This is a genomic window from Ferribacterium limneticum (genome assembly GCF_020510585.1).
Classification (GTDB): domain Bacteria; phylum Pseudomonadota; class Gammaproteobacteria; order Burkholderiales; family Rhodocyclaceae; genus Azonexus.
The window spans coordinates 3,852,953-3,870,946 of the sequence record NZ_CP075190.1 but is presented as its reverse complement, the minus strand read 5'-3'; the positions used below and the strand labels follow the sequence as shown (position 1 = coordinate 3,870,946).

General features: G+C 60.5%; 17 protein-coding genes. 10 read left to right on the top strand and 7 right to left on the bottom strand.

Translation table 11 applies throughout. The features are described from left to right. Nucleotides 1-133: 133 nt before the first annotated feature. The gene (locus KI613_RS18500; protein WP_226402232.1) at nucleotides 134-1,054 is read left to right on the top strand and encodes a hypothetical protein; all 921 of its coding nucleotides are present in this window, start codon (nucleotides 134-136) and stop codon (nucleotides 1,052-1,054) included. A gap of 135 nt (nucleotides 1,055-1,189) precedes the next feature. Beyond that, the gene (locus KI613_RS18495) at nucleotides 1,190-1,495 is read left to right on the top strand and encodes a hypothetical protein (protein ID WP_226402231.1); all 306 of its coding nucleotides are present in this window, start codon (nucleotides 1,190-1,192) and stop codon (nucleotides 1,493-1,495) included. A 63-nt stretch (nucleotides 1,496-1,558) separates the two neighbouring features. On the opposite strand, the gene KI613_RS18490 is transcribed toward KI613_RS18495, so the two are convergent. After that, on the bottom strand, nucleotides 1,559-2,146 hold the full coding sequence (locus tag KI613_RS18490) for an OmpA family protein (RefSeq protein WP_226402230.1): 588 nt from the start codon (nucleotides 2,144-2,146) through the stop codon (nucleotides 1,559-1,561). 191 nt (nucleotides 2,147-2,337) lie between these two features. Between KI613_RS18490 and KI613_RS18485 the strand changes: the two genes are divergently transcribed. From KI613_RS18485 to hemA, 5 genes are all read left to right on the top strand, one after another. Further along, nucleotides 2,338-3,336: a sulfate ABC transporter substrate-binding protein gene (locus KI613_RS18485; protein WP_226402228.1), complete on the top strand. Its 999-nt coding sequence runs from the start codon at nucleotides 2,338-2,340 to the stop codon at nucleotides 3,334-3,336. A gap of 89 nt (nucleotides 3,337-3,425) precedes the next feature. Then, nucleotides 3,426-4,301 carry a sulfate ABC transporter permease subunit CysT gene (cysT, locus tag KI613_RS18480; protein WP_226402226.1) on the top strand — a complete coding sequence of 292 codons (876 nt, stop codon included), beginning with the start codon at nucleotides 3,426-3,428 and terminating at the stop codon, nucleotides 4,299-4,301. Further along, nucleotides 4,298-5,161 (top strand): sulfate ABC transporter permease subunit CysW, encoded by an 864-nt coding sequence (gene cysW, locus KI613_RS18475; RefSeq protein WP_226402224.1) that lies wholly within the window; start codon nucleotides 4,298-4,300, stop codon nucleotides 5,159-5,161. The genes cysT and cysW overlap by 4 nt, the downstream gene beginning before the upstream one ends. Further along, the gene (locus tag KI613_RS18470) at nucleotides 5,161-6,228 is read left to right on the top strand and encodes a sulfate/molybdate ABC transporter ATP-binding protein (protein WP_226402222.1); all 1,068 of its coding nucleotides are present in this window, start codon (nucleotides 5,161-5,163) and stop codon (nucleotides 6,226-6,228) included. Before cysW ends, KI613_RS18470 begins: the two co-directional genes overlap by 1 nt. 72 nt (nucleotides 6,229-6,300) lie before the next feature. Beyond that, nucleotides 6,301-7,551 carry a glutamyl-tRNA reductase gene (gene hemA / locus KI613_RS18465; RefSeq protein WP_226402220.1) on the top strand — a complete coding sequence of 417 codons (1,251 nt, stop codon included), beginning with the start codon at nucleotides 6,301-6,303 and terminating at the stop codon, nucleotides 7,549-7,551. On the opposite strand, the gene KI613_RS18460 is transcribed toward hemA, so the two are convergent. Then, nucleotides 7,477-9,171, bottom strand: coding sequence for a GGDEF domain-containing response regulator (locus KI613_RS18460; protein WP_226402218.1), 1,695 nt, complete (start codon nucleotides 9,169-9,171; stop codon nucleotides 7,477-7,479). The two genes, hemA and KI613_RS18460, sit on opposite strands and share 75 nt — an antisense overlap. 132 nt (nucleotides 9,172-9,303) lie before the next feature. On the opposite strand from KI613_RS18460, the gene prfA reads away from it, so the two are divergent. Beyond that, nucleotides 9,304-10,389 carry a peptide chain release factor 1 gene (gene prfA, locus KI613_RS18455; RefSeq protein WP_226402216.1) on the top strand — a complete coding sequence of 362 codons (1,086 nt, stop codon included), beginning with the start codon at nucleotides 9,304-9,306 and terminating at the stop codon, nucleotides 10,387-10,389. A gap of 98 nt (nucleotides 10,390-10,487) precedes the next feature. Here prfA and KI613_RS18450 read toward each other — a convergent pair whose 3' ends face one another. The 3 genes from KI613_RS18450 to KI613_RS18440 all read right to left on the bottom strand — a co-directional run bounded on the left by KI613_RS18450 (nucleotide 10,488) and on the right by KI613_RS18440 (nucleotide 14,588). After that, complete coding sequence (locus tag KI613_RS18450; protein ID WP_226402214.1) at nucleotides 10,488-12,683, bottom strand: TonB-dependent receptor; 2,196 nt, start codon at nucleotides 12,681-12,683, stop codon at nucleotides 10,488-10,490. Between the two features lie 243 nt (nucleotides 12,684-12,926). Beyond that, a complete protein-coding gene (locus tag KI613_RS18445) occupies nucleotides 12,927-13,655 on the bottom strand; it encodes a PEP-CTERM sorting domain-containing protein (protein ID WP_226402212.1) in 729 nt (242 codons plus the stop codon). Nucleotides 13,656-13,745: 90 nt separating this feature from the next. Beyond that, the gene (locus tag KI613_RS18440; protein ID WP_226402210.1) at nucleotides 13,746-14,588 is read right to left on the bottom strand and encodes a PEP-CTERM sorting domain-containing protein; all 843 of its coding nucleotides are present in this window, start codon (nucleotides 14,586-14,588) and stop codon (nucleotides 13,746-13,748) included. Nucleotides 14,589-14,814: 226 nt separating this feature from the next. Here KI613_RS18440 and prmC point away from each other — a divergent pair, with 226 nt between their 5' ends. Both prmC and grxD read left to right on the top strand, forming a co-directional pair. Then, complete coding sequence (prmC, locus tag KI613_RS18435) at nucleotides 14,815-15,660, top strand: peptide chain release factor N(5)-glutamine methyltransferase (protein WP_226402208.1); 846 nt, start codon at nucleotides 14,815-14,817, stop codon at nucleotides 15,658-15,660. 14 nt (nucleotides 15,661-15,674) lie between these two features. Continuing rightward, nucleotides 15,675-15,995: a Grx4 family monothiol glutaredoxin gene (gene grxD / locus KI613_RS18430; RefSeq protein WP_226402206.1), complete on the top strand. Its 321-nt coding sequence runs from the start codon at nucleotides 15,675-15,677 to the stop codon at nucleotides 15,993-15,995. Between the two features lie 89 nt (nucleotides 15,996-16,084). On the opposite strand, the gene KI613_RS18425 is transcribed toward grxD, so the two are convergent. Further along, nucleotides 16,085-16,462, bottom strand: coding sequence for an OsmC family protein (locus KI613_RS18425; protein ID WP_226402204.1), 378 nt, complete (start codon nucleotides 16,460-16,462; stop codon nucleotides 16,085-16,087). 142 nt (nucleotides 16,463-16,604) lie between these two features. Next, nucleotides 16,605-17,993, bottom strand: coding sequence for an argininosuccinate lyase (gene argH / locus KI613_RS18420; RefSeq protein ID WP_226402202.1), 1,389 nt, complete (start codon nucleotides 17,991-17,993; stop codon nucleotides 16,605-16,607). Between the last annotated feature and the right edge of the window lies 1 nt (nucleotide 17,994).

The following is a 17,994-nucleotide window of genomic DNA, read 5'->3' as shown; positions in this document are numbered from 1 at the left end:
GATCTTTTGGTCGCGCCAACTCCTTGGGCGAATAGCCGCGATCAAAGGGGCGTCAGCGCGGTCTGTAATTTGCAATTGGCATGTCGATCGGGGTAAATTCGACGCCTTCCTGCTTGAGTTGAGGGGTTTCAAAATGCGCTATCTGGCCAAGGTCGTTCTCGCTTGCGCAGTGTTTTTTGCCGCTCAGGTTAATGCCGAGCCTGTTGTTCTTGGTCTGAGACTTCAGGAGGGCGCGACATACAACTGGGTTTCAGTAAACGAGCGAGCAAGCGACTCTGCAAAGGGGAGGCAAGCTTCCAAAGCGACTACGCCTGTCTCTCTCCTCGTTCTCAAGGCAAGCAAGGATGCTTTCCTGGTTGAACTCGGCTATGGCAAGAGCGAACTGGCCATGCCGACGGAGAGTCCTGAGGCTCTGCGATTTTTGAATGATGTTCAGGAAATTGTCCAGTCTCTCAAGTTCCGGGTCGTCGTCGATAACCGTGGCCAGATTCTCGATCTGCAAAATTTTGAAGAGGTTCAGGTTGCCGTCAAGGGTCTGATCGACAAGCTCGCAGCCTCGGCCAAGAATGGTCTGCCGGAGCAAGTAAGAACCCAGTTGCAGGCGATGTTCAGTACCAAGCAGGCCATCGTGGGAGCAATGCTGAAGGACTTGCCGCTTCTCTTTGTCGGTGCTACGGCAGATCCAAATGCCAATGGGCCGCGCAAGTTCGAGTCTGAAATGGTCAATCCATTTGGCGGTGCTCCATTCAAGACCTCGGGGGTAACAACAGTTTCGAGGCGGCCTGACAACAAAAGCGTTCTCCAGTTGGAAACCTTGCAGTCGGTCAAGGCCGAATCGGTTGCTCAGCTGATTTCCCAGATGGCGCAGGGCAAGATGAGCAAAACCGACGAAGAGAACATGAGGAAACAGCTAAATGGGATGAGCATCAAGGACAACCTGAAGGCAACTGTTGATCTCGATACCGGCTTGTCCAGCCACGTCCGGTTCGTCAGAACGACGACCCTGCAAGATACAAAACGGGTCGATAGCAGGGAGTTCTCGCTGGTCAAGTAGGAGCCGGAGGGGCTTGGTTGGGCTCGCGCACTGCTAGAAGCGGTCAGTGTCGGCGCTTGGCAGTTCAATTGCTTACGCCTCTGGCGCCCGAGAGACTCAATCGTTTGCCTTCCACCCGGAATAGAGCGGCCCGACATGTTCGGGCCGTATTTTTCTGCAGCTGTGATTTTCTTCACTAACCGATTTTTCGCTTGGCCATATCCTGAAACTGAAGCGGGGGAAGTCGAGTTCCCAGCCGATGGCGAAGAGAGGTGTGCGATGGTCGTGAAAAATGAGAAACGAATGGGGCGTGATCGCCGCACCCAAGAGTCCGGCCCGCCGAACGGCTGGCGTGAGCGTCGCAAAAGAGTCGAGAGGCGACTTCTCGAAGTCGATGAAATTCCGTTTTCGGAATGGCTGGCGTATCGGCCGGTTCGGGCCGAGGCCGAAACGCAGAAATAATCCGGATAGCCAAATGTAAAAGGCCTCGTCAGATTGCGAGGCCTTTTTGTTTATGGGGTGGAGTTAATCTTCCCGTTCATAAACCACATCGGAGCGGCGATTTTCAGCCCACGACTCTTCGTCGTGGCCGGTCTTTTTCGGGTTGCTGGCGCCCAGTGTTTTGATGGTGATTTGTTTTTTCCTTGCACCGTGACTGGCTAGCGTGGCGCGCACATTTTCGGCGCGCTTCAAGCCCAGATGGCGGTTGAAATCGGCGCTGCCGCGTTCGTCGGCGTTGCCTTCGATGCGCACGCGCGCCTTCGGGTGCTCGGCCAGGTAGCTGGCGTGGGCGCGTAGTGCCGGGTCGTAATCGGCCTTGATGGCGGCGCTGTTCAGGTCGAAATAGACGCTGCGCTGGGTGCGCAGGCCGACCGGATCCATCTTGATCGGCGCTTCGGGCGTCGCGCTGGCGGCGAGCGGTGCCGGGATGGCGGCCGGCAGGCTGGAACCCGGTTGTAGTTCGGCTGGCACCGGTTTGCCGAGCAGGCCGGGATGTACTTTGAGCGGGCCGCTTTGCGTGATGTGCTTGCTCGGTGGAATCTCGCTTTTGAAGGAGGCGCAGGCGGTGAGCAATGTGGAAAGCAGGAAAGCGATAGGCAGGGAAGCGCGCATCTTGTTTTTTCGGCGGCGTGAGGAAGGTCGAATCATAGCCCCTCACATGGTTGGCGAATAGTGTTGTCGGCGGATGGGTGGCTTATGAGCGCAAGGTGTTTTTGCTTTTCAGAATAAGTAAATTCACATTTCATCTTTGTGGTTATAAGCTGGTCGGATAGATTCGCTTTCATTATCCTTCGAGGTGAACCATGACCCATTTCCGCAAATCCATCGTTTCAGTTCTGCTGTCGCTGGTGGCGAGCGCCGCGCTGGCCGACGTCACCTTGCTCAATACGTCCTACGACGTCGCTCGCGATGTGTACAAGGATTACAACCCGATGTTCCAGAAATACTGGAAGGCGAAGACGGGCGAGAGTCTTGAGTTGAAGCAGTCGCACGGCGGTTCGAGCAAGCAGGTGCGGGCCGTGGCTGACGGGCTGGAGGCTGATGTGGTGACCATGAATCAGGCCAACGACATCGAGTTTCTGGCCGACAAGGGGCTGGTTGCCAAGGATTGGGCGAAGAAATTCCCGAACAATGCCTCGCCTTACACCTCGACGATGGTTTTCATCGTCCGCAAGGGTAACCCGAAGGCGATCAAGGACTGGTCCGATATCGCCGGCCCGGGCGTCCAGATGATCATTCCGCATCCAAAAAACACCGGTAACGGCCGCAACACCTATCTGTCGGCCTGGGCTTGGGCGCTCAAGCAGCCGGGTGGCAACGATGCCAAGGCGCAGGAGTTCCTCGGCAAGCTGCTCAAGAATGCGCCGTTGTTCGCCGCCGGCGGCCGCGATGCAACGACGACTTTCATGCAGCGCAAGATGGGCGACGTGCTGATCACCTTCGAGTCTGAAGCCGAGATGATCGCCAAGGAATTCGGCAAGGGCGAGTTCGAGGTGGTCTATCCGAGCCTGACGATGCAGACCGAGTTCCCGGTCGCACTGGTCGAAAAGGTCGTCGACAAGAAGGGCACACGCAAGCAGGCGACGGCTTATCTCGACTATCTGTGGTCGAAGGAAGGCCAGGAAAATGCCGCCCAGAACTACCTGCGGCCGCGTGATGCCGAGTTGCTCAAGAAGTACGCTGCCTCCTTCCCGGCCGTGAAGACCTTTACCGTCGATGAAGTCTTCGGCAGCGCCAACAAGGCCTTTGCCGCACACTTCAAGGATGGCGGCAGCTTCGACCAGATCTACGTTGCCAAGTAAGCGGTGACGCTACCGTCGGGTGGGCCGCTTGAACTGCGGTCCGGCCCGTTCTTACGGTCAACCGGAATTTTTGGCTAAAAATAAAATCCATGTCTGCAAAAACTCACCGCGTGTTGCCCGGCTTTGGCCTGGCGCTGGGCTACACGCTGGTCTATCTCTCGATCCTGATCCTGCTGCCGCTCGGCGGCATGATCCTCAAGGCCTCTGAACTCGGCTTCGGGCAGATCATCGACATCGCGCTCGGCGAACGTTCGCTGGCCGCCTTTCGCGTCACCTTCGGCGCTTCGTTCCTGGCCGCCGCGGTCAACGCCTTCTTCGGCCTGATCGTCGCCTGGGTGCTCGTGCGCTACCCGTTTCCCGGCAAGCGCTTCGTCGATGCGCTGGTCGACCTGCCCTTTGCCCTGCCGACCGCCGTTGCGGGTATCACGCTGGCCACGCTGTACGCTGGCAATGGCTGGCTCGGCCAGTATCTTGAACCGCTCGGCATCAAGGTCGCCTACACGCCGCTCGGCATCGTTTTCGCGCTGACTTTCATCACGCTGCCCTTCGTTGTGCGCACCCTGCAACCGGTGATCGAGGATATCGAAACCGAAGTCGAGGAAGCGGCAGCCTCACTCGGCGCCTCGCGCTGGCAGACCTTCGTCAAAGTCATTTTTCCGGCCATCTTCCCGGCGCTGCTCACCGGCTTCGCGCTGGCCTTCGCCCGCGCCGTCGGCGAATACGGTTCGGTCATCTTCATCGCCGGCAATCTGCCGCTGATTTCGGAAATCACGCCGCTGCTCATTATTTCCAAGCTCGAGCAATATGATGTGCTGGGCGCCACGGCCCTGGCCGTGGTCATGCTCGGCCTGTCCTTCATTCTGCTGCTCAGTGTCAATCTGCTGCAATGGTGGGCGGCCAATCGCCACAAGAACAGCGAGCCGCTCGAAGTGGCAGCGGCCAAGGCGAGCGGGGTGGCAGCATGAAGTCGACACGCGCCACGCAGGAACCGGCCTGGGTTCGCTATGGGCTGCTGACAGTCGGCCTCGGTTTCCTGTTCTTCTTCCTCGGCCTGCCGCTGGTTGCGGTCTTCGTCGAGGCGCTGGCCCAAGGCATTCCGGTCTATCTCGAAGCCTTGAAAGAGCCGGAAACCGCCTCGGCCATCGGTCTGACTATCGGCATCGCGCTCGCCGTGCTGCCCTTCAATATTGCCTTCGGTGTCGCCGCGGCGTGGGCCATCGCCAAGTTCGAGTTCCGCGGCAAGAGCCTGCTCATCACGCTGATCGATCTGCCCTTCGCGGTCAGCCCGGTGGTTGCCGGCCTGATTTTCATTTTGCTTTTCGGTTCACAGGGGACCTTCGGCAACTGGCTCTCCGAACACGATATCAAGATCATCTTCGCCGTCCCCGGCATGATCCTCGCGACGCTATTCATCACCTTCCCGTTCATCGCCCGCGAACTGATCCCGCTCATGCAGTCCCAGGGCAAGGACGAGGAAGAGGCCGCGGTGTCGCTCGGCGCCTCCGGCTTCCAGATGTTCTGGCGCGTCACGCTGCCCAATATCAAATGGGGCCTGCTTTACGGCGTGATCCTGTCCAATGCCCGGGCCATGGGCGAATTCGGCGCCGTATCGGTGGTTTCCGGCCACATCCGCGGCGAGACAAACACCTTGCCGCTGCACGTCGAAATTCTTTATAACGAATACAACGCCATCGGCGCCTTCGCTGCGGCGTCCATCCTCGCCCTGCTGGCGCTGGTCACGCTGGTCGCCAAGACCATTGTCGAGTGGCGGATGAAAAAAGAAACCGAAATGCTGAACGCGGTGCTGGCACCGGAGAAAACTTGATGAGTATCGAAATCCGCAATATTTCCAAGCGCTTCGGCAATTTCGTCGCGCTCGACAACATCAACCTCGACATCCCGACCGGCGAATTGGTCGCCCTGCTCGGCCCTTCCGGCTGCGGCAAGACGACCCTGCTACGCATCATCGCCGGCATGGAAAGCTCCGATCAGGGCGAAATCCTTTTTTCCGGCGCCGAAGCGACCCACCTGCACGCCCGCGACCGCAATGTCGGTTTCGTCTTCCAGCACTACGCCCTGTTCCGCCACATGACCGTGTTCGAGAATGTCGCCTTCGGCCTGCGCGTCAAGCCGCGCAAGGAACGGCCATCAGATGCCGACATCAAGCGCCGGGTCATGGAATTGCTCGGTCTGGTCCAGCTCGACTGGCTGGCCGACCGCTACCCGTCACAACTGTCCGGCGGCCAGCGTCAGCGCATCGCGCTGGCCCGCGCGCTGGCCGTCGAACCCAAGGTTCTGCTGCTCGACGAGCCGTTCGGCGCCCTCGACACCAAGGTGCGCAAGGAGTTGCGCCGCTGGCTGCGTCGCCTGCACGACGACATGCACATCTCGTCGGTTTTCGTCACGCACGACCAGGAAGAAGCGCTTGAAGTCGCCGACCGCGTCGTCGTCATGAACCACGGCAAGATCGAGCAGATTGGCTCGCCCGACGAGGTTTACTCCAGCCCGGCCTCGCCCTTCGTTTATCAATTCCTCGGCAACGTGAACGTTTTCCACAGCCGCCAGCAGGGCGCCTACGCCGAGGTCGAGCGCGGCGAAGCGACCGAGAAGGCAACTGCTTTCGTTCGCCCGCACGATATCGACATCACGCATCAGCCGGCCGACGACGGCTTGCAGGCCACCGTCCAGCACGTCCATCCGATCGGCCCGGTAGTCCGTATCGAACTGTTGCACGGCAGCGAAATCGTCGAAGTCGAGTTGTCGCGCGAACGGCATGAAACGCTGCAACTGGCCGTCGGCCAGTCGGTGTGGTTCCGGCCGCGCCAGATGAAGGTGTTCGGCGCCGATGCCTTGCCACGGTCAACGCCGGAAAAAGAGGCATTTTTGTTCTGATCCAGATCGGGGAAGGGTGTCACGGGCGGATGTTATAATCAGCGCCCATTTCGTGCGCGCCAGCCCTATCCGGTGATTTTTACCCTCGGCATCAACCATCATTCCGCGCCGCTCGCCATCCGCGAGCGGGTAGCGTTTGGCGCCGACAAACTGGGCCACGCCCTGGGCGACCTGACGCGCGACCGGCCGGTGCGCGAGGTGGCGATCCTGTCCACCTGCAACCGCACCGAAATCTATTGCTCGGCCGAATCTCCGGATGTCGTCATCGACTGGCTGGCGCACTACCACCAGGTCAGTCGCGAAGAAATTGCCCCCTACATCTATACCCACGACCAGCCAGAAGCCATCCGCCATGCCTTCCGCGTCGCCAGTGGCCTCGATTCGATGGTTATCGGCGAGCCGCAGATTCTCGGCCAGATGAAGGATGCGGTGCGAGCCGCCGAAGAAAATGGCACGCTCGGCACGCAACTGCACAAGCTTTTCCAGCGCTCCTTCTCTGTCGCCAAGGAGGTGCGCTCGACGACAGCCATCGGCGCCAACATCGTCTCGATGGCCGCCGCCGGCGTCCATTTGGCCGAACGCATTTTCGAATCGATTGCCGGCCAGCGCATCCTGTTCATCGGTGCCGGTGAAATGATCGAACTGTGCGCCGCCCACTTCTGCGCCGGCCAGCCGAAGCAGGTCACCATCGCCAACCGCACCGTAGAGCGGGCCCGTGCCCTGGCCGAACAGTATGGCGGTACGGCCATTCGCCTGGACGAACTGGGCGAGCATCTGGCCGCTCACGACATTGTCGTTTCCTGCACGGGTAGCCCGCTGCCGATCATTGGCCTAGGCATGGTCGAACGGGCGATCAAGACGCGCCGGCACCGGCCGATCTTCATGGTCGACCTTGCCGTTCCGCGCGATATCGAAGAGGAAGTAGGCCAGCTCGACGACGTGTTTCTCTACACCGTGGACGACCTGGCTCAGGTTGTCGAAAGCGGCCTGGAGTCTCGGCAGGCTGCCGTGGTTGATGCCGAAGCGATCATCGCCAACCGGGTGCAGGATTTCCTCGGTTGGCTGGCGTCGCGCGACACCGTGCCGGTCATTCGCTCGTTGCGCGATTCGGCTGAACGCATGCGTCGGCACGAGATGGAACATGCGATGAAGCTGCTGGCCAAGGGCGAGGCGCCGGAAAAGGTCCTCGAACATCTGTCGCAGCGCCTGACCAACAAATTCCTGCACGCCCCGACGCAGGCGCTGAATTCAGCTGACGACAGCGAACGGGCTGAATTGCAGGCCACGGTAAGTCGACTGTTCCATCTCCACGCTGGTGACTGAGAGTCCGCTTTCCGGCTCGGCGCGGAGCAGGCAGTTTCGGCCGCTGCGCTTGGCCTGAAGCAGGGCGGCGTCGGCTGCCTGAATGATGCTCGACGAGGTGATGAAATAGGGCAGGGAGGCGATGCCACAACTGAAGGTGGCACGCACCGAGCCCTGTGCATGCGCGTGCGGCAGCTCGGAAAAATCCTGGCGTATCTGGTCGAGCAGGACGGTGGCCCTTTCCAGTTCGGTATCGGGCAGGGCAACGATGAACTCCTCGCCGCCGTAGCGGCCTATCAGGTCGGTGTTGCGCAGGCGGCCACGCAGTAGCCAGGACAGGCTGCGGATGACCTGGTCGCCGACCGGGTGGCCGAAGCGGTCGTTGATCGATTTGAAGCGGTCGATGTCGATCATGGCGACGACCAAGCGACCGTCCGGCATGGCGTCGTGCATCATGCGTTCGATCTGGTCCTTGGCCGTGGCGTGGTTGAGCAGGCCGGTCAGGCTGTCGTGGCGGGTCGAGTGCAGCATTTCCCGGTAGCGCTGGATCTTGGTCTTGACCACCGCCGCCAGAATGATCGGATTGGTCGGCTTGGTCAGGAACTGGTCGCCACCGAGGCGCAAGGCCTCAACCTGCTGCGCAATGTCGCTTTCGCTCGACAGGTAGATGACGGGCAGCGAATGATATTCGGGAACCTGGCGCAGGGCGCTGGTGACCTCGACGCCGCTGCAGAAGGGCATGTACATGTCCATCAGGATGGCATCGGGCTTGTATTCGGCAGCCGCTTCGAGCAGTAGCCGGGGGTCGTTGATGGCCCGGCTGTCGATGCCGTGCTGGGATAAGGAGCGCCGAACGTGGGCAATGGCGGTGGCCGAGTCTTCGACGATCAGCACGCGATGGGTCTCTTGTTCTCGCGTCTGGGCCAGGTCGAGAATGCGTGACAAGACGTCGCTGACCGTGTCGCCAACCGGTACACAGGCATCGGCGCCGGCCCGCTGGAGCAGGACGATGCTTTGCAGGTTGCTCGGTACGGACAGGCAATAGAAATAACTGCTCGGGAATTCGGTGCGCAAGGCCATGATGCTGGCAATCGCGCTGGGCGGATAAGCCCGTCCCTCCTGCTCCGGGATGAACAGGATGGCCAATGGCGGCTGGTCGGAACCCGGTGTTTGACCCCAGCGAACGTGGCTAGGGGTGAAGCCAAAAAAGCTCAGTTGCTCGCTCAGCGTTTTCGTCGCCGGGTGGTTCGGCCGCGATACGATCACAATCTGGCGCAGTTGCTGGCAGGCATTTTCGCGCTCGACAAGGTCGTCGGTCTGACGCCTTGTCGGGATGGCTGGCGTTTCATGACGGCGAAGTTCTGTCAGGATAATGATCAATTGCCGACTGATCGCATTCGCCTGATCGTGCGGGATGGGGTGCATGGAACTGTCACCGAACAGGGTAAGTGCAGTGTTTTCCAATTCCTGGCAGGCGCGGACCAGCCCCGGCAGATGCCTACGGTTGAGTTGCTCGGTCAGCCCGTTGAGCGACAGCGTGAATTCGACGAAAAGATCGACTTCGCCCTTGGCTCGATAGTCTTCCCAGCGTGACTCCAGCGTTGCCGCCAGTGCTATGAGGGAATGAGGAATGTGGCGCATTGATTGTTGAAATCCGCAATCGGGCAATTATGCTTGGTGAATCTGCCCGTGGCAATTGCCTTCCATCGCCGACGAACGGTGTTCTCGGGTACCATTACGCCCCCTTGAACCATTTGCTGACCGGCTAGTGATATGAAATCGAGCATCCGCCAAAAACTCGAACTGCTGGTCGATCGCCTCGACGAAATCGACCGCATGCTGTCGGCGCCGAGCACGGCGGGGGACATGGATCAGTTCCGCAAGCTGTCGCGGGAACGCTCCGAAATCGAGCCGGTCATTGTCCAGTTCAATGCTTTCCGTCAGGCGGAAAACGATCTGGCCGAAGCCGAGGCAATGCGTAACGATCCGGAAATGCGCGATTTTGCCGAAGAGGAAATCGCCAGCGCCAAGGCGCGCCTGCCCGAACTCGAAATTGAGTTGCAAAAACTGTTGCTGCCGAAAGACCCCAACGACGAGCGCAGCGTGCTGCTCGAAATTCGCGCCGGGACCGGTGGCGACGAGTCGGCGCTGTTCGCCGGCGACCTGTTCCGAATGTATTCGCGCTACGCCGAGCGTCAGCGCTGGCAGGTCGAGGTCATGTCGGCCAGCGAGTCGGAGCTCGGCGGCTATCGCGAAATCATCTGCCGGCTGGCCGGCAATGGCGCCTATTCGCGGCTGAAGTTCGAGTCCGGCGGCCATCGCGTCCAGCGCGTGCCGGAAACTGAAACGCAGGGCCGCATCCACACCTCGGCGTGCACGGTGGCGGTGATGCCGGAAGTCGATGAAGTCGAGGATGTGAACCTCAACCCGGCCGACCTGCGCATCGATACCTTCCGCGCCTCGGGTGCCGGCGGTCAGCACATCAACAAGACCGATTCGGCGGTGCGCATCACCCACCTGCCGACCGGCATCGTTGCCGAATGTCAGGATGGCCGCTCGCAGCACGCCAACAAGGCCTCGGCCATGAAGGTGCTGGCGGCGCGTATCAAGGACGTTCAGGTGCGGGCACAGCAGGCGCATATCTCGAGCACGCGCAAGAGCCTGATCGGCTCCGGTGACCGCTCCGAGCGCATTCGCACCTACAACTTCCCGCAGGGGCGGATCACCGATCACCGTATCAACCTGACGCTGTACAAGATCGCCGCGATCATGGATGGCGACATGGACGAACTGCTCGGTGCGCTGGCGGCGGAACATCAGGCCGATCTGCTGGCCGAACTGGCCGAAACGAACGGCTGAGCCTGACGACCGGCAACGTTCCGGCGCGGCGGGCAGTCAGGCTCGATTGCCACGGTCAACCGGAAAAATTGGCCAAAATTGAAATCCTGCCGCGTCGTTCAGAAGCGCACATTCAGCGCGACATTGAACGAACGCCCCTTGCCGGGAACCGACATGCCCCATGGAATGAAGCCGGTGGTCATCGAGTTGCCCTGGCCCAGATAAGCGCCACCCAGCGGCATCAGGTAGAACTGGTCGAGGGCGTTTTCGAGGCCGATGTCGATGCGGGCGTATTTCCAGTCGTAGCTGGTGCGCAGGTTGAGCAGCGCGTAGTCCGAGGTCTGTACTTCGTTTCGGACTTGGGAAATGTTGTCCTTGTTGTCTACCCATTGGAATTCGGCGGTGCTCGTCCAGCCCCATAGGCGGTGTGTCAGGGCCATTTTCAGGTTGAGCGGCATCATGTGGTAGAGGTTGTCGCCGGTCGTCCGGTTCTTGCCTCTGACGTAATTGAGCGCGCCGGTCAGCGTGACACTGCCGAAATCCTCACTGCGACCGAGCAGGCTGTGCCCCGACAAATCGAAGCCGTACAGTTGGGCTGACTGATTGACGTACTGCAGTGACACATAGCCGTTGCTTATGGTCAGATTCGAGTTGCCGCCACAGCCGACGAGGGTGCAGCGCCGGGCATCGATAAAGTCGTCAACGTAAGTCAGGTAGCCCGTCACCTTGAAACCCCAGCTTGCCTTGTCGGCCGCGTGCCAGTCGGCGGTGGCGCTCAAGGTATGGGCTACTTCCGGCTTCAGGTCGGGATTGCCGATGTAGGCATTGCCGTCGCCGACGAAGTTGTTCATCAGCGCGGCCATCGAGAAAGTCGACCAAGGATAGCGCTCATAGAGATTGGGCGAACGGGTCTTTCGGGCAAAGCCGGCCTCGTAGGTCTGCATCGCATCCGCCGTGTAGCGGGACAGCAGCGTCCAGTCGAGGTTGTGATCGACGCGTCGGCGATCGCGCCCATTGAAAGTTGCTGCATTGTCCGCATAGCTCCCCGCGGAATAGCCCTCTACCGGCCCGGCGTCCGAGGTCACTGTATCGCTGCGAATGCCTGCCAGCGTCAGCCATTGCGGACTCCATCGTGCCTCCCATTCAGCGAAGAAACCGAGGCGATCCCGCTGGCCGTCCCTGATGTTCCAGAAGTTGTTGCAGCACATTGCGCCTGGCGCACTACCGACAGGCGGCCACCAGTCGTCCAGTCGGTAATTCTGGAAATCGGTTCCGACTCGCAGCGTGTCCTTGGCTGAAAGTTCGAGGCTGCCCTTGAGCATCCCGCCCAGCGTCGTCGCTTCCGTGTCCATCGGCATCAGCATGTACTTGAACCTGTCCTGGATCATGTCCATGTGGTGCTTGAGGTCCTGATGGAACACTCTCGCTTCCAGCTGGCCCCACTGGTATTGCCCGCTGTAGCCCAGGTTGACCAGCTGGTTTATGTTGGAGGGCTGGTTTTTGTCTACGAGGTATTTGCTCGGATTGGCGGGGTCTGGCGCGCTGGCGATCATGTCCATGCGCTGGTTGGGAAAGCCTTCGTAGTTGAGCCGCTGCTCGCTTACGCTCAGTTCGAACAGATGATCCGGGAAACCCAGCGCCAGCCCGAGACGCCGATTCTGCGAACCGCCGTATTCGCTTGCCCCGACTTCGTTTCCGGCCAGGGTACGTTCGCCCATGGTTTGCCAGGCGCCCGGTTTCTTGAAGTCCTTCGCCGCCCGGTAGTTGTCCGATTCGGAATGCGACTCGGTGTAGGTCAGATTGACCTGCTGGCTGGCCAGCGTGGTGCCAAAGTTGTAGCCACGGGCGTTGCCGTTGCTGCGGGAAAAAGTGCCAGCCTGCCCTTCGCTGAGGAAATCCTGGTCGCCTCTGGCAAATTTCGGCGGCGCCGATTTCACCTGGATCGTACCGCCGATACTGTCGCCACCCAGGCTGACGGGCGTGATGCCGGCAAACACTTCGACGCTGGCGACGCTCGTCGGGTCGATGAAGGACAGGGCCGAGTTCATGTGGTTAGGGCAGGCCGTCATGAGGTCCATGCCATCGACCTGCGTGCGCAAGCGATCATCGGCCAGGCCGTGAACAACCGGCAGGCTGGAGATGCCGCCGGCGCCATAGAGGCTGACGCCGGGAACGTCTTTGAGAAGTTGGGCGCTATCGCTGGTGGCCGCGCGTTGCGGGGCGAGATCCCGTTCGCCGCGGCGGGAGGTGCTCTGCAACGAGTCGTCTGCGCGGCCGGCCGTAACCACGATCGAGGGCAGGGTCGGCGCTGCCATATCGGCGTCGTCTGGACTGGATTCTGCCGGGTTCGCCGATTGGGGAGGCGCGATAGTCGTCTGTACGGGTGCCGTTATCTGTGCCGTCGCTTCAAATGAGGCGGCAGAAAGCAGCGCAACGAAGGAATTGGCCAGCAATTTCCTGGCTGCTGCAGTCGAGTGAAATGGAATCAAAATTGCCTGACATCGTTGAAATTGCAGGGCTGTGGTCTGCGCCCCAAGGCGGCGCGCAGACCGCCAAAGTCAGCCGTTCTTGCGCCGTTTGCGGGCAACAAAGCCGATCAGCCCGAGGCCGGCCATCAACATGGCGTAGGTTTCTGGTTCGGGAACCGGGGCGAGGGTGATCTCCTGTGACACTGGATAGCCGCTCATTGAGCCGATGGCGCCATAGCCAGCCACGGTCGTCCCGGTCATGCAGGTCGCCATCATCATGCCGCCCGGTGCGCAGTCGGCATAGGCCAGCTTGTCGATCTGGGCTTGCGTCAATGGCGCCAGAGGATTCGTCATGTTCACGAAAATCCTGGCATAGGCGTTGCCGGGATTGGGGCCGGGGAACCCGGAATAGAGGGCATACCCCGAGCCGGGTTCCCATCCATTTCCACCGCCCATTGTCGAGAATGTATCGGTGCTGTTATTCAGGAAGGTGGTGACCAGCAGGCCATCGTTGATGTTGTCACCGTTGGTGTCGACTGCAATCGACGACAACTGATAATTGAGCGTCAGCCAGGTCATGTCGTCGTTGGGATAGGCAACCTGGTGGCCGGTCATCGATTCGCTCAGGATGCCCTTGAGGTTGGTGACAGTCTTGGTCACGTTATCGAAGTCGAACGAGCCGATGAATATCGTATCGCGCGGATCGGTATCCGGTTCCTTGAAGGTTTCCGTGATGTTATAGGTGCTGACAGAGGCCTCGGCTACCTGGACGACGCCTAGCATTGCCAGTGCGCTACTGATTAAAAGCATTTTTTTCATGGCTATTCCTTTCCTACGGTTCTCGGGTGAAAGACCACCCGCGTCTGTCACCGACGGCCGGCGCGCCTTCCGGCGCGCTGGCCGCAGATATCAGTTCGTCTTGCGGCGACGGGCAATTAAACCGATCAGCCCGAGGCCGGCCATGAACATGGCGTAGGTTTCGGGTTCCGGTACCGGCATAACGGCGGGGGCCTGCCATTGCCAGGTTTCCAGCGTGCTCGCGCCGGAAGCGGCGGCAAGCTCGCTGCCCGTGCTGTCGCCGATGTAAACCTTGTAGGTGGCTGAATACAACTGGTTCGGGCTGAGGTATGCCAGTGGAACGGCATAGGTGTTGTGATCCATCTTGTAGTCCCACTGCCATTTGGTGGCGCTTCCGGCTGTGCCAAAAATGCCTGAATAGCCGCCGGCCAAGGGATCGACTGTGGTCGTGTTGTCTGCATTGACACCAGACTTGCCGACAGCGAGGTAAGTCTCCAGTCCTGCCGACTGCGAAACTGCTTCGATCCAGATGCTGGCACCCGTGCCGTAGGCTGTCTCAATGTTCGTCTGCAGCGTTACATTCGCAGTGCCGCTGCCGGCCCACCAGCCTAGTTGCCGACTGAACGCAGCGTTTTGCAGCACCGACCACGGTTGCGTTGGGTCGTAGTTGGCGAAGGTCGTGGCAGACAGGTCTGGCTTGCCCATCGAGTCCGTGTTGATGCCGAGTTTGACGGGGTTCGAGGGATAGATGCCACCGGGGCCTTTGTTCCCTTGGGTGCTTTGATCTGCAACATCCAGTTTCTGGCTGGCAGTGTCGAACGAGACGACGAGCATGGTCATCGGCATCCACGTCGGTGCAACGGCATAGCTTTCGGCAACGGCCGTGGCATGGCCGATGGATGCGGCAGCAAGCGCGCCAAATGCCAGCGCATTCCGGATTTTTTTATCAAACATTGATGCTCCCCTTGTTGTTGAAAACTGGTGACTCGTGCACAAACAGTCGCATTCGGCCATGACGGATCATGCGGCTGGATTTTGAGGCGGCCAGTTTAGGGCGCACGGGTTGGTCAATGAATGTGGCATATCGTCGCACCCCTTCTCGCTAGGGGCTTGCCGGCCCCGCCGGTATAATCAAAACGGCCGTACTGACGGCCTTTTTCATTCATTCCGAAAGTTTGCAGTGCAGTCACTAGGTGAAAACTGGCGCAAGGGGCAGAAACAGCTCGCCGAAGCGGGAATCGAGTCAGCGCGGCTTGACGCGCGACTGCTGCTCGAATACGTCGCCGGCTGTCGCCACACCGAGTTGTTGATGTCTCCGGAAAGAGTCCTCGAATTCCCGGCACAACAAGCGTTTGACGAATTTTTGGCACGGCGGGCGAGAGGCGAGCCGCTGGCTTACCTGACCGGCGAGGCCGAGTTTCGCGGGCGGGTTTTTCAGGTGTCGCCGGCCGTTCTGATCCCGCGTCCGGAGACCGAAGTACTGATCGAACTGGCGCTCGAAAAGTTGCAGGGACTGGCCGCACCCACGCTCGTCGATCTCGGCACGGGCTCGGGCATCGTTGCCATTTCGCTGGCGCTTGAATGTCCGCAGGCGAAGGTTGCTGCGGTCGACCTGTCGCGTGATGCGATTGCCGTGGCGCGCAATAATGCCGGCCGGATCGGTGCCAGGATCGATTTCCGCGCCGGCGACTGGCTGGCGCCGGTGCTTGGTGAGCGCTTCGATATGATTGTTTCCAACCCGCCCTACGTCGCCGATGGCGACCCGCATCTGGCCCTCAACGGTCTGCCCTTCGAGCCGCAAATGGCGCTGACCGACCAGGAGGCCGGGGGCGACGGCCTGGCCTGCATCCGGCGCATCGTGGCTGACGCGCCAGCCCATCTGAACCCCGGTGGCTGGCTGCTGTTCGAGCACGGCTACGATCAGGGTAAAGCGAGCCGGAACTTATTGACCGCTGCGGGGTTCAAAGCCGCATCCACTTTCCCCGACCTGGCCGGCATCGACCGTGTTTCAGGCGCCCATCTTTAAATCAGGAGAAGTTCATGTCCGACGTTCAACAACGCATCCACGCCACCGTGACCGGCAACCCGGTCGTCCTCTACATGAAGGGCGACGCCCAGTTTCCGCAGTGCGGCTTTTCGGCAACGGCCGTGCAGATCCTCAAGGTCTGCGGCGTTGAAGACTTCGTCACGGTCAACGTGCTGGCCGACGAAGAAATCCGCAATGGCGTCAAGGAATACGCCAACTGGCCGACAGTCCCGCAGCTCTACATCAAGGGCGAGTTTGTCGGCGGCTGCGACATCATGAAAGAGATGTACCAGACCGGCGAACTGCAGCAGATGCTCGAAGGCATCGCCGCCTGAGTTTCCGGCCGGCAAAACAAAAAACCGGGGCTTGCCCCGGTTTTTTGTTTTTGGCCGAAATTTCCGGTTGACCGTGGGATTGGCTGGCCTCAGGCCTCGGCGACCTGAAAATCGATGGCCGGGCCGTTGGCGACTATATCCTTGACGGCGCAATAGGCGATGCTCTCGAGGATTTTGGCCTTCTGCTCGGCGCTGAAATGCTCGGGGAAGCGCACCTCGGTCTTGAATCGGGCCAGGGTCAGCGGACCGCCGGTGCCGGCGAACGGCTTGCAGCCGATTTCGATGCCGGCGGCGGGGATGCCGAGTTCCTTGCAGGCTTTCTTGGCATAGACCGCCGCGCAGGCGGCGAGCGAGGCGTAGAAGGCTTCGAGCGGGTTCATCAGGGAACCGTTTACAGAGTAATTGGCTTCGTGTTTGGCGCTGCTCACCTTGATGAGCGGGGTGTTGTCGACAACGGTTGAGTACATGCTGATCTGCCTTGGTTTAGTTATAGGATAACGTCGGATATTGAAATATCAACGTTTGCTTATATGTTAAACCTCTAATTCGTTCGGCGCAAAAAAAGACCGCCGGCGCGAACCGGCGGTCTTTTCTGTCCAGCTTGGCGGATCAGCCCAGACGTTGGCGGGCGCGGGCGATGGCGGCCTTGACCTGAGCCGGTGCGGTGCCGCCGATGTGATTGCGGCTAGCCAGCGAGCCTTCCACGGTCAACACGGAAAACACGTCATTTTCGACTTGCGGGCAGAAGGCGCGGATTTCTTCGAGCGTCAGTTGTGGCAGGTCGACGCCCTTCTGCTCGGCGGCCTTGACGGCATGGCCGACGGCTTCGTGGGCGTCGCGGAAGGGCAGGCCCTTCTTGACCAGATAGTCGGCGAGGTCGGTGGCCGTGGCGAAGCCCTGGGTCAGCGCTGCCTTCATGTTTTCGGCACGGACGGTGATGCCACCGGCCATGTCGGCGAAGATGCGCAGCGTGTCGGTTACCGTGTCGACGGCGTCGAACAGCGGTTCCTTGTCTTCCTGGTTGTCCTTGTTGTAGGCCAGCGGTTGCGACTTCATGAGGGTGAGCAGGCTCATTAGCTGGCCATAGACGCGGCCGGTTTTGCCGCGAGCCAGTTCCGGCACGTCCGGATTCTTCTTTTGCGGCATGATCGACGAGCCGGTGCAGAAGCGGTCGGCGATCTGGATGAAGCCGATGCGCGGGCTCATCCACATGACCAGTTCTTCGGAGAGGCGGCTGATGTGCATCATGAGCAGGGCGCAGCCCGAGGTGAACTCGATGGCGAAGTCGCGATCCGACACGGCATCGAGCGAGTTTTCGCAGACGCCTTCGAAGCCCAGTTGTTCGGCGACAAATTCACGGTCGATCGGGTAGGTCGTGCCGGCCAGTGCGGCGGCGCCGAGCGGCAGGCGGCTGACGCGCTTGCGGCAATCGACGAAGCGCTCGGCATCGCGGCCGAACATTTCGAAATAGGCCAGCATGTGGTGGCCGAAAGTGACCGGCTGGGCGACCTGCAGGTGCGTGAAGCCGGGCATCGGCGTGGCGGCTTCCTTCTCGGCCAGATCGACCAGCGCGCTGCGGAAAGCCTTGATCAGGACGAGGATGTCGTCGATCGAGTCGCGCAGGTAGAGGCGGATGTCGGTGGCCACCTGGTCGTTGCGCGAGCGGCCGGTATGCAGGCGCTTGCCGGCATCGCCGACGATTGCGGTCAGGCGCTTCTCGATGTTGAGGTGCACGTCTTCCAGATCAAGTGACCATTCGAACTGGCCGGATTCGATTTCCGTGGTGACGATGGCCATGCCGCGTTCGATGTCGGCGAGGTCGGCGGCGGCGATGATGCCCTGTTTGGCCAGCATGCGGGCGTGGGCCAGCGAACCGCGGATGTCCTGACGCCACATGCGCTGGTCGAAATCGACCGAGGCGGTATAGCGTTTGACGAGATCGGAAACCGGCTCGGAGAAGCGTCCGGCCCAGGTGTATTGATTGGCGTTGGAAGTCATG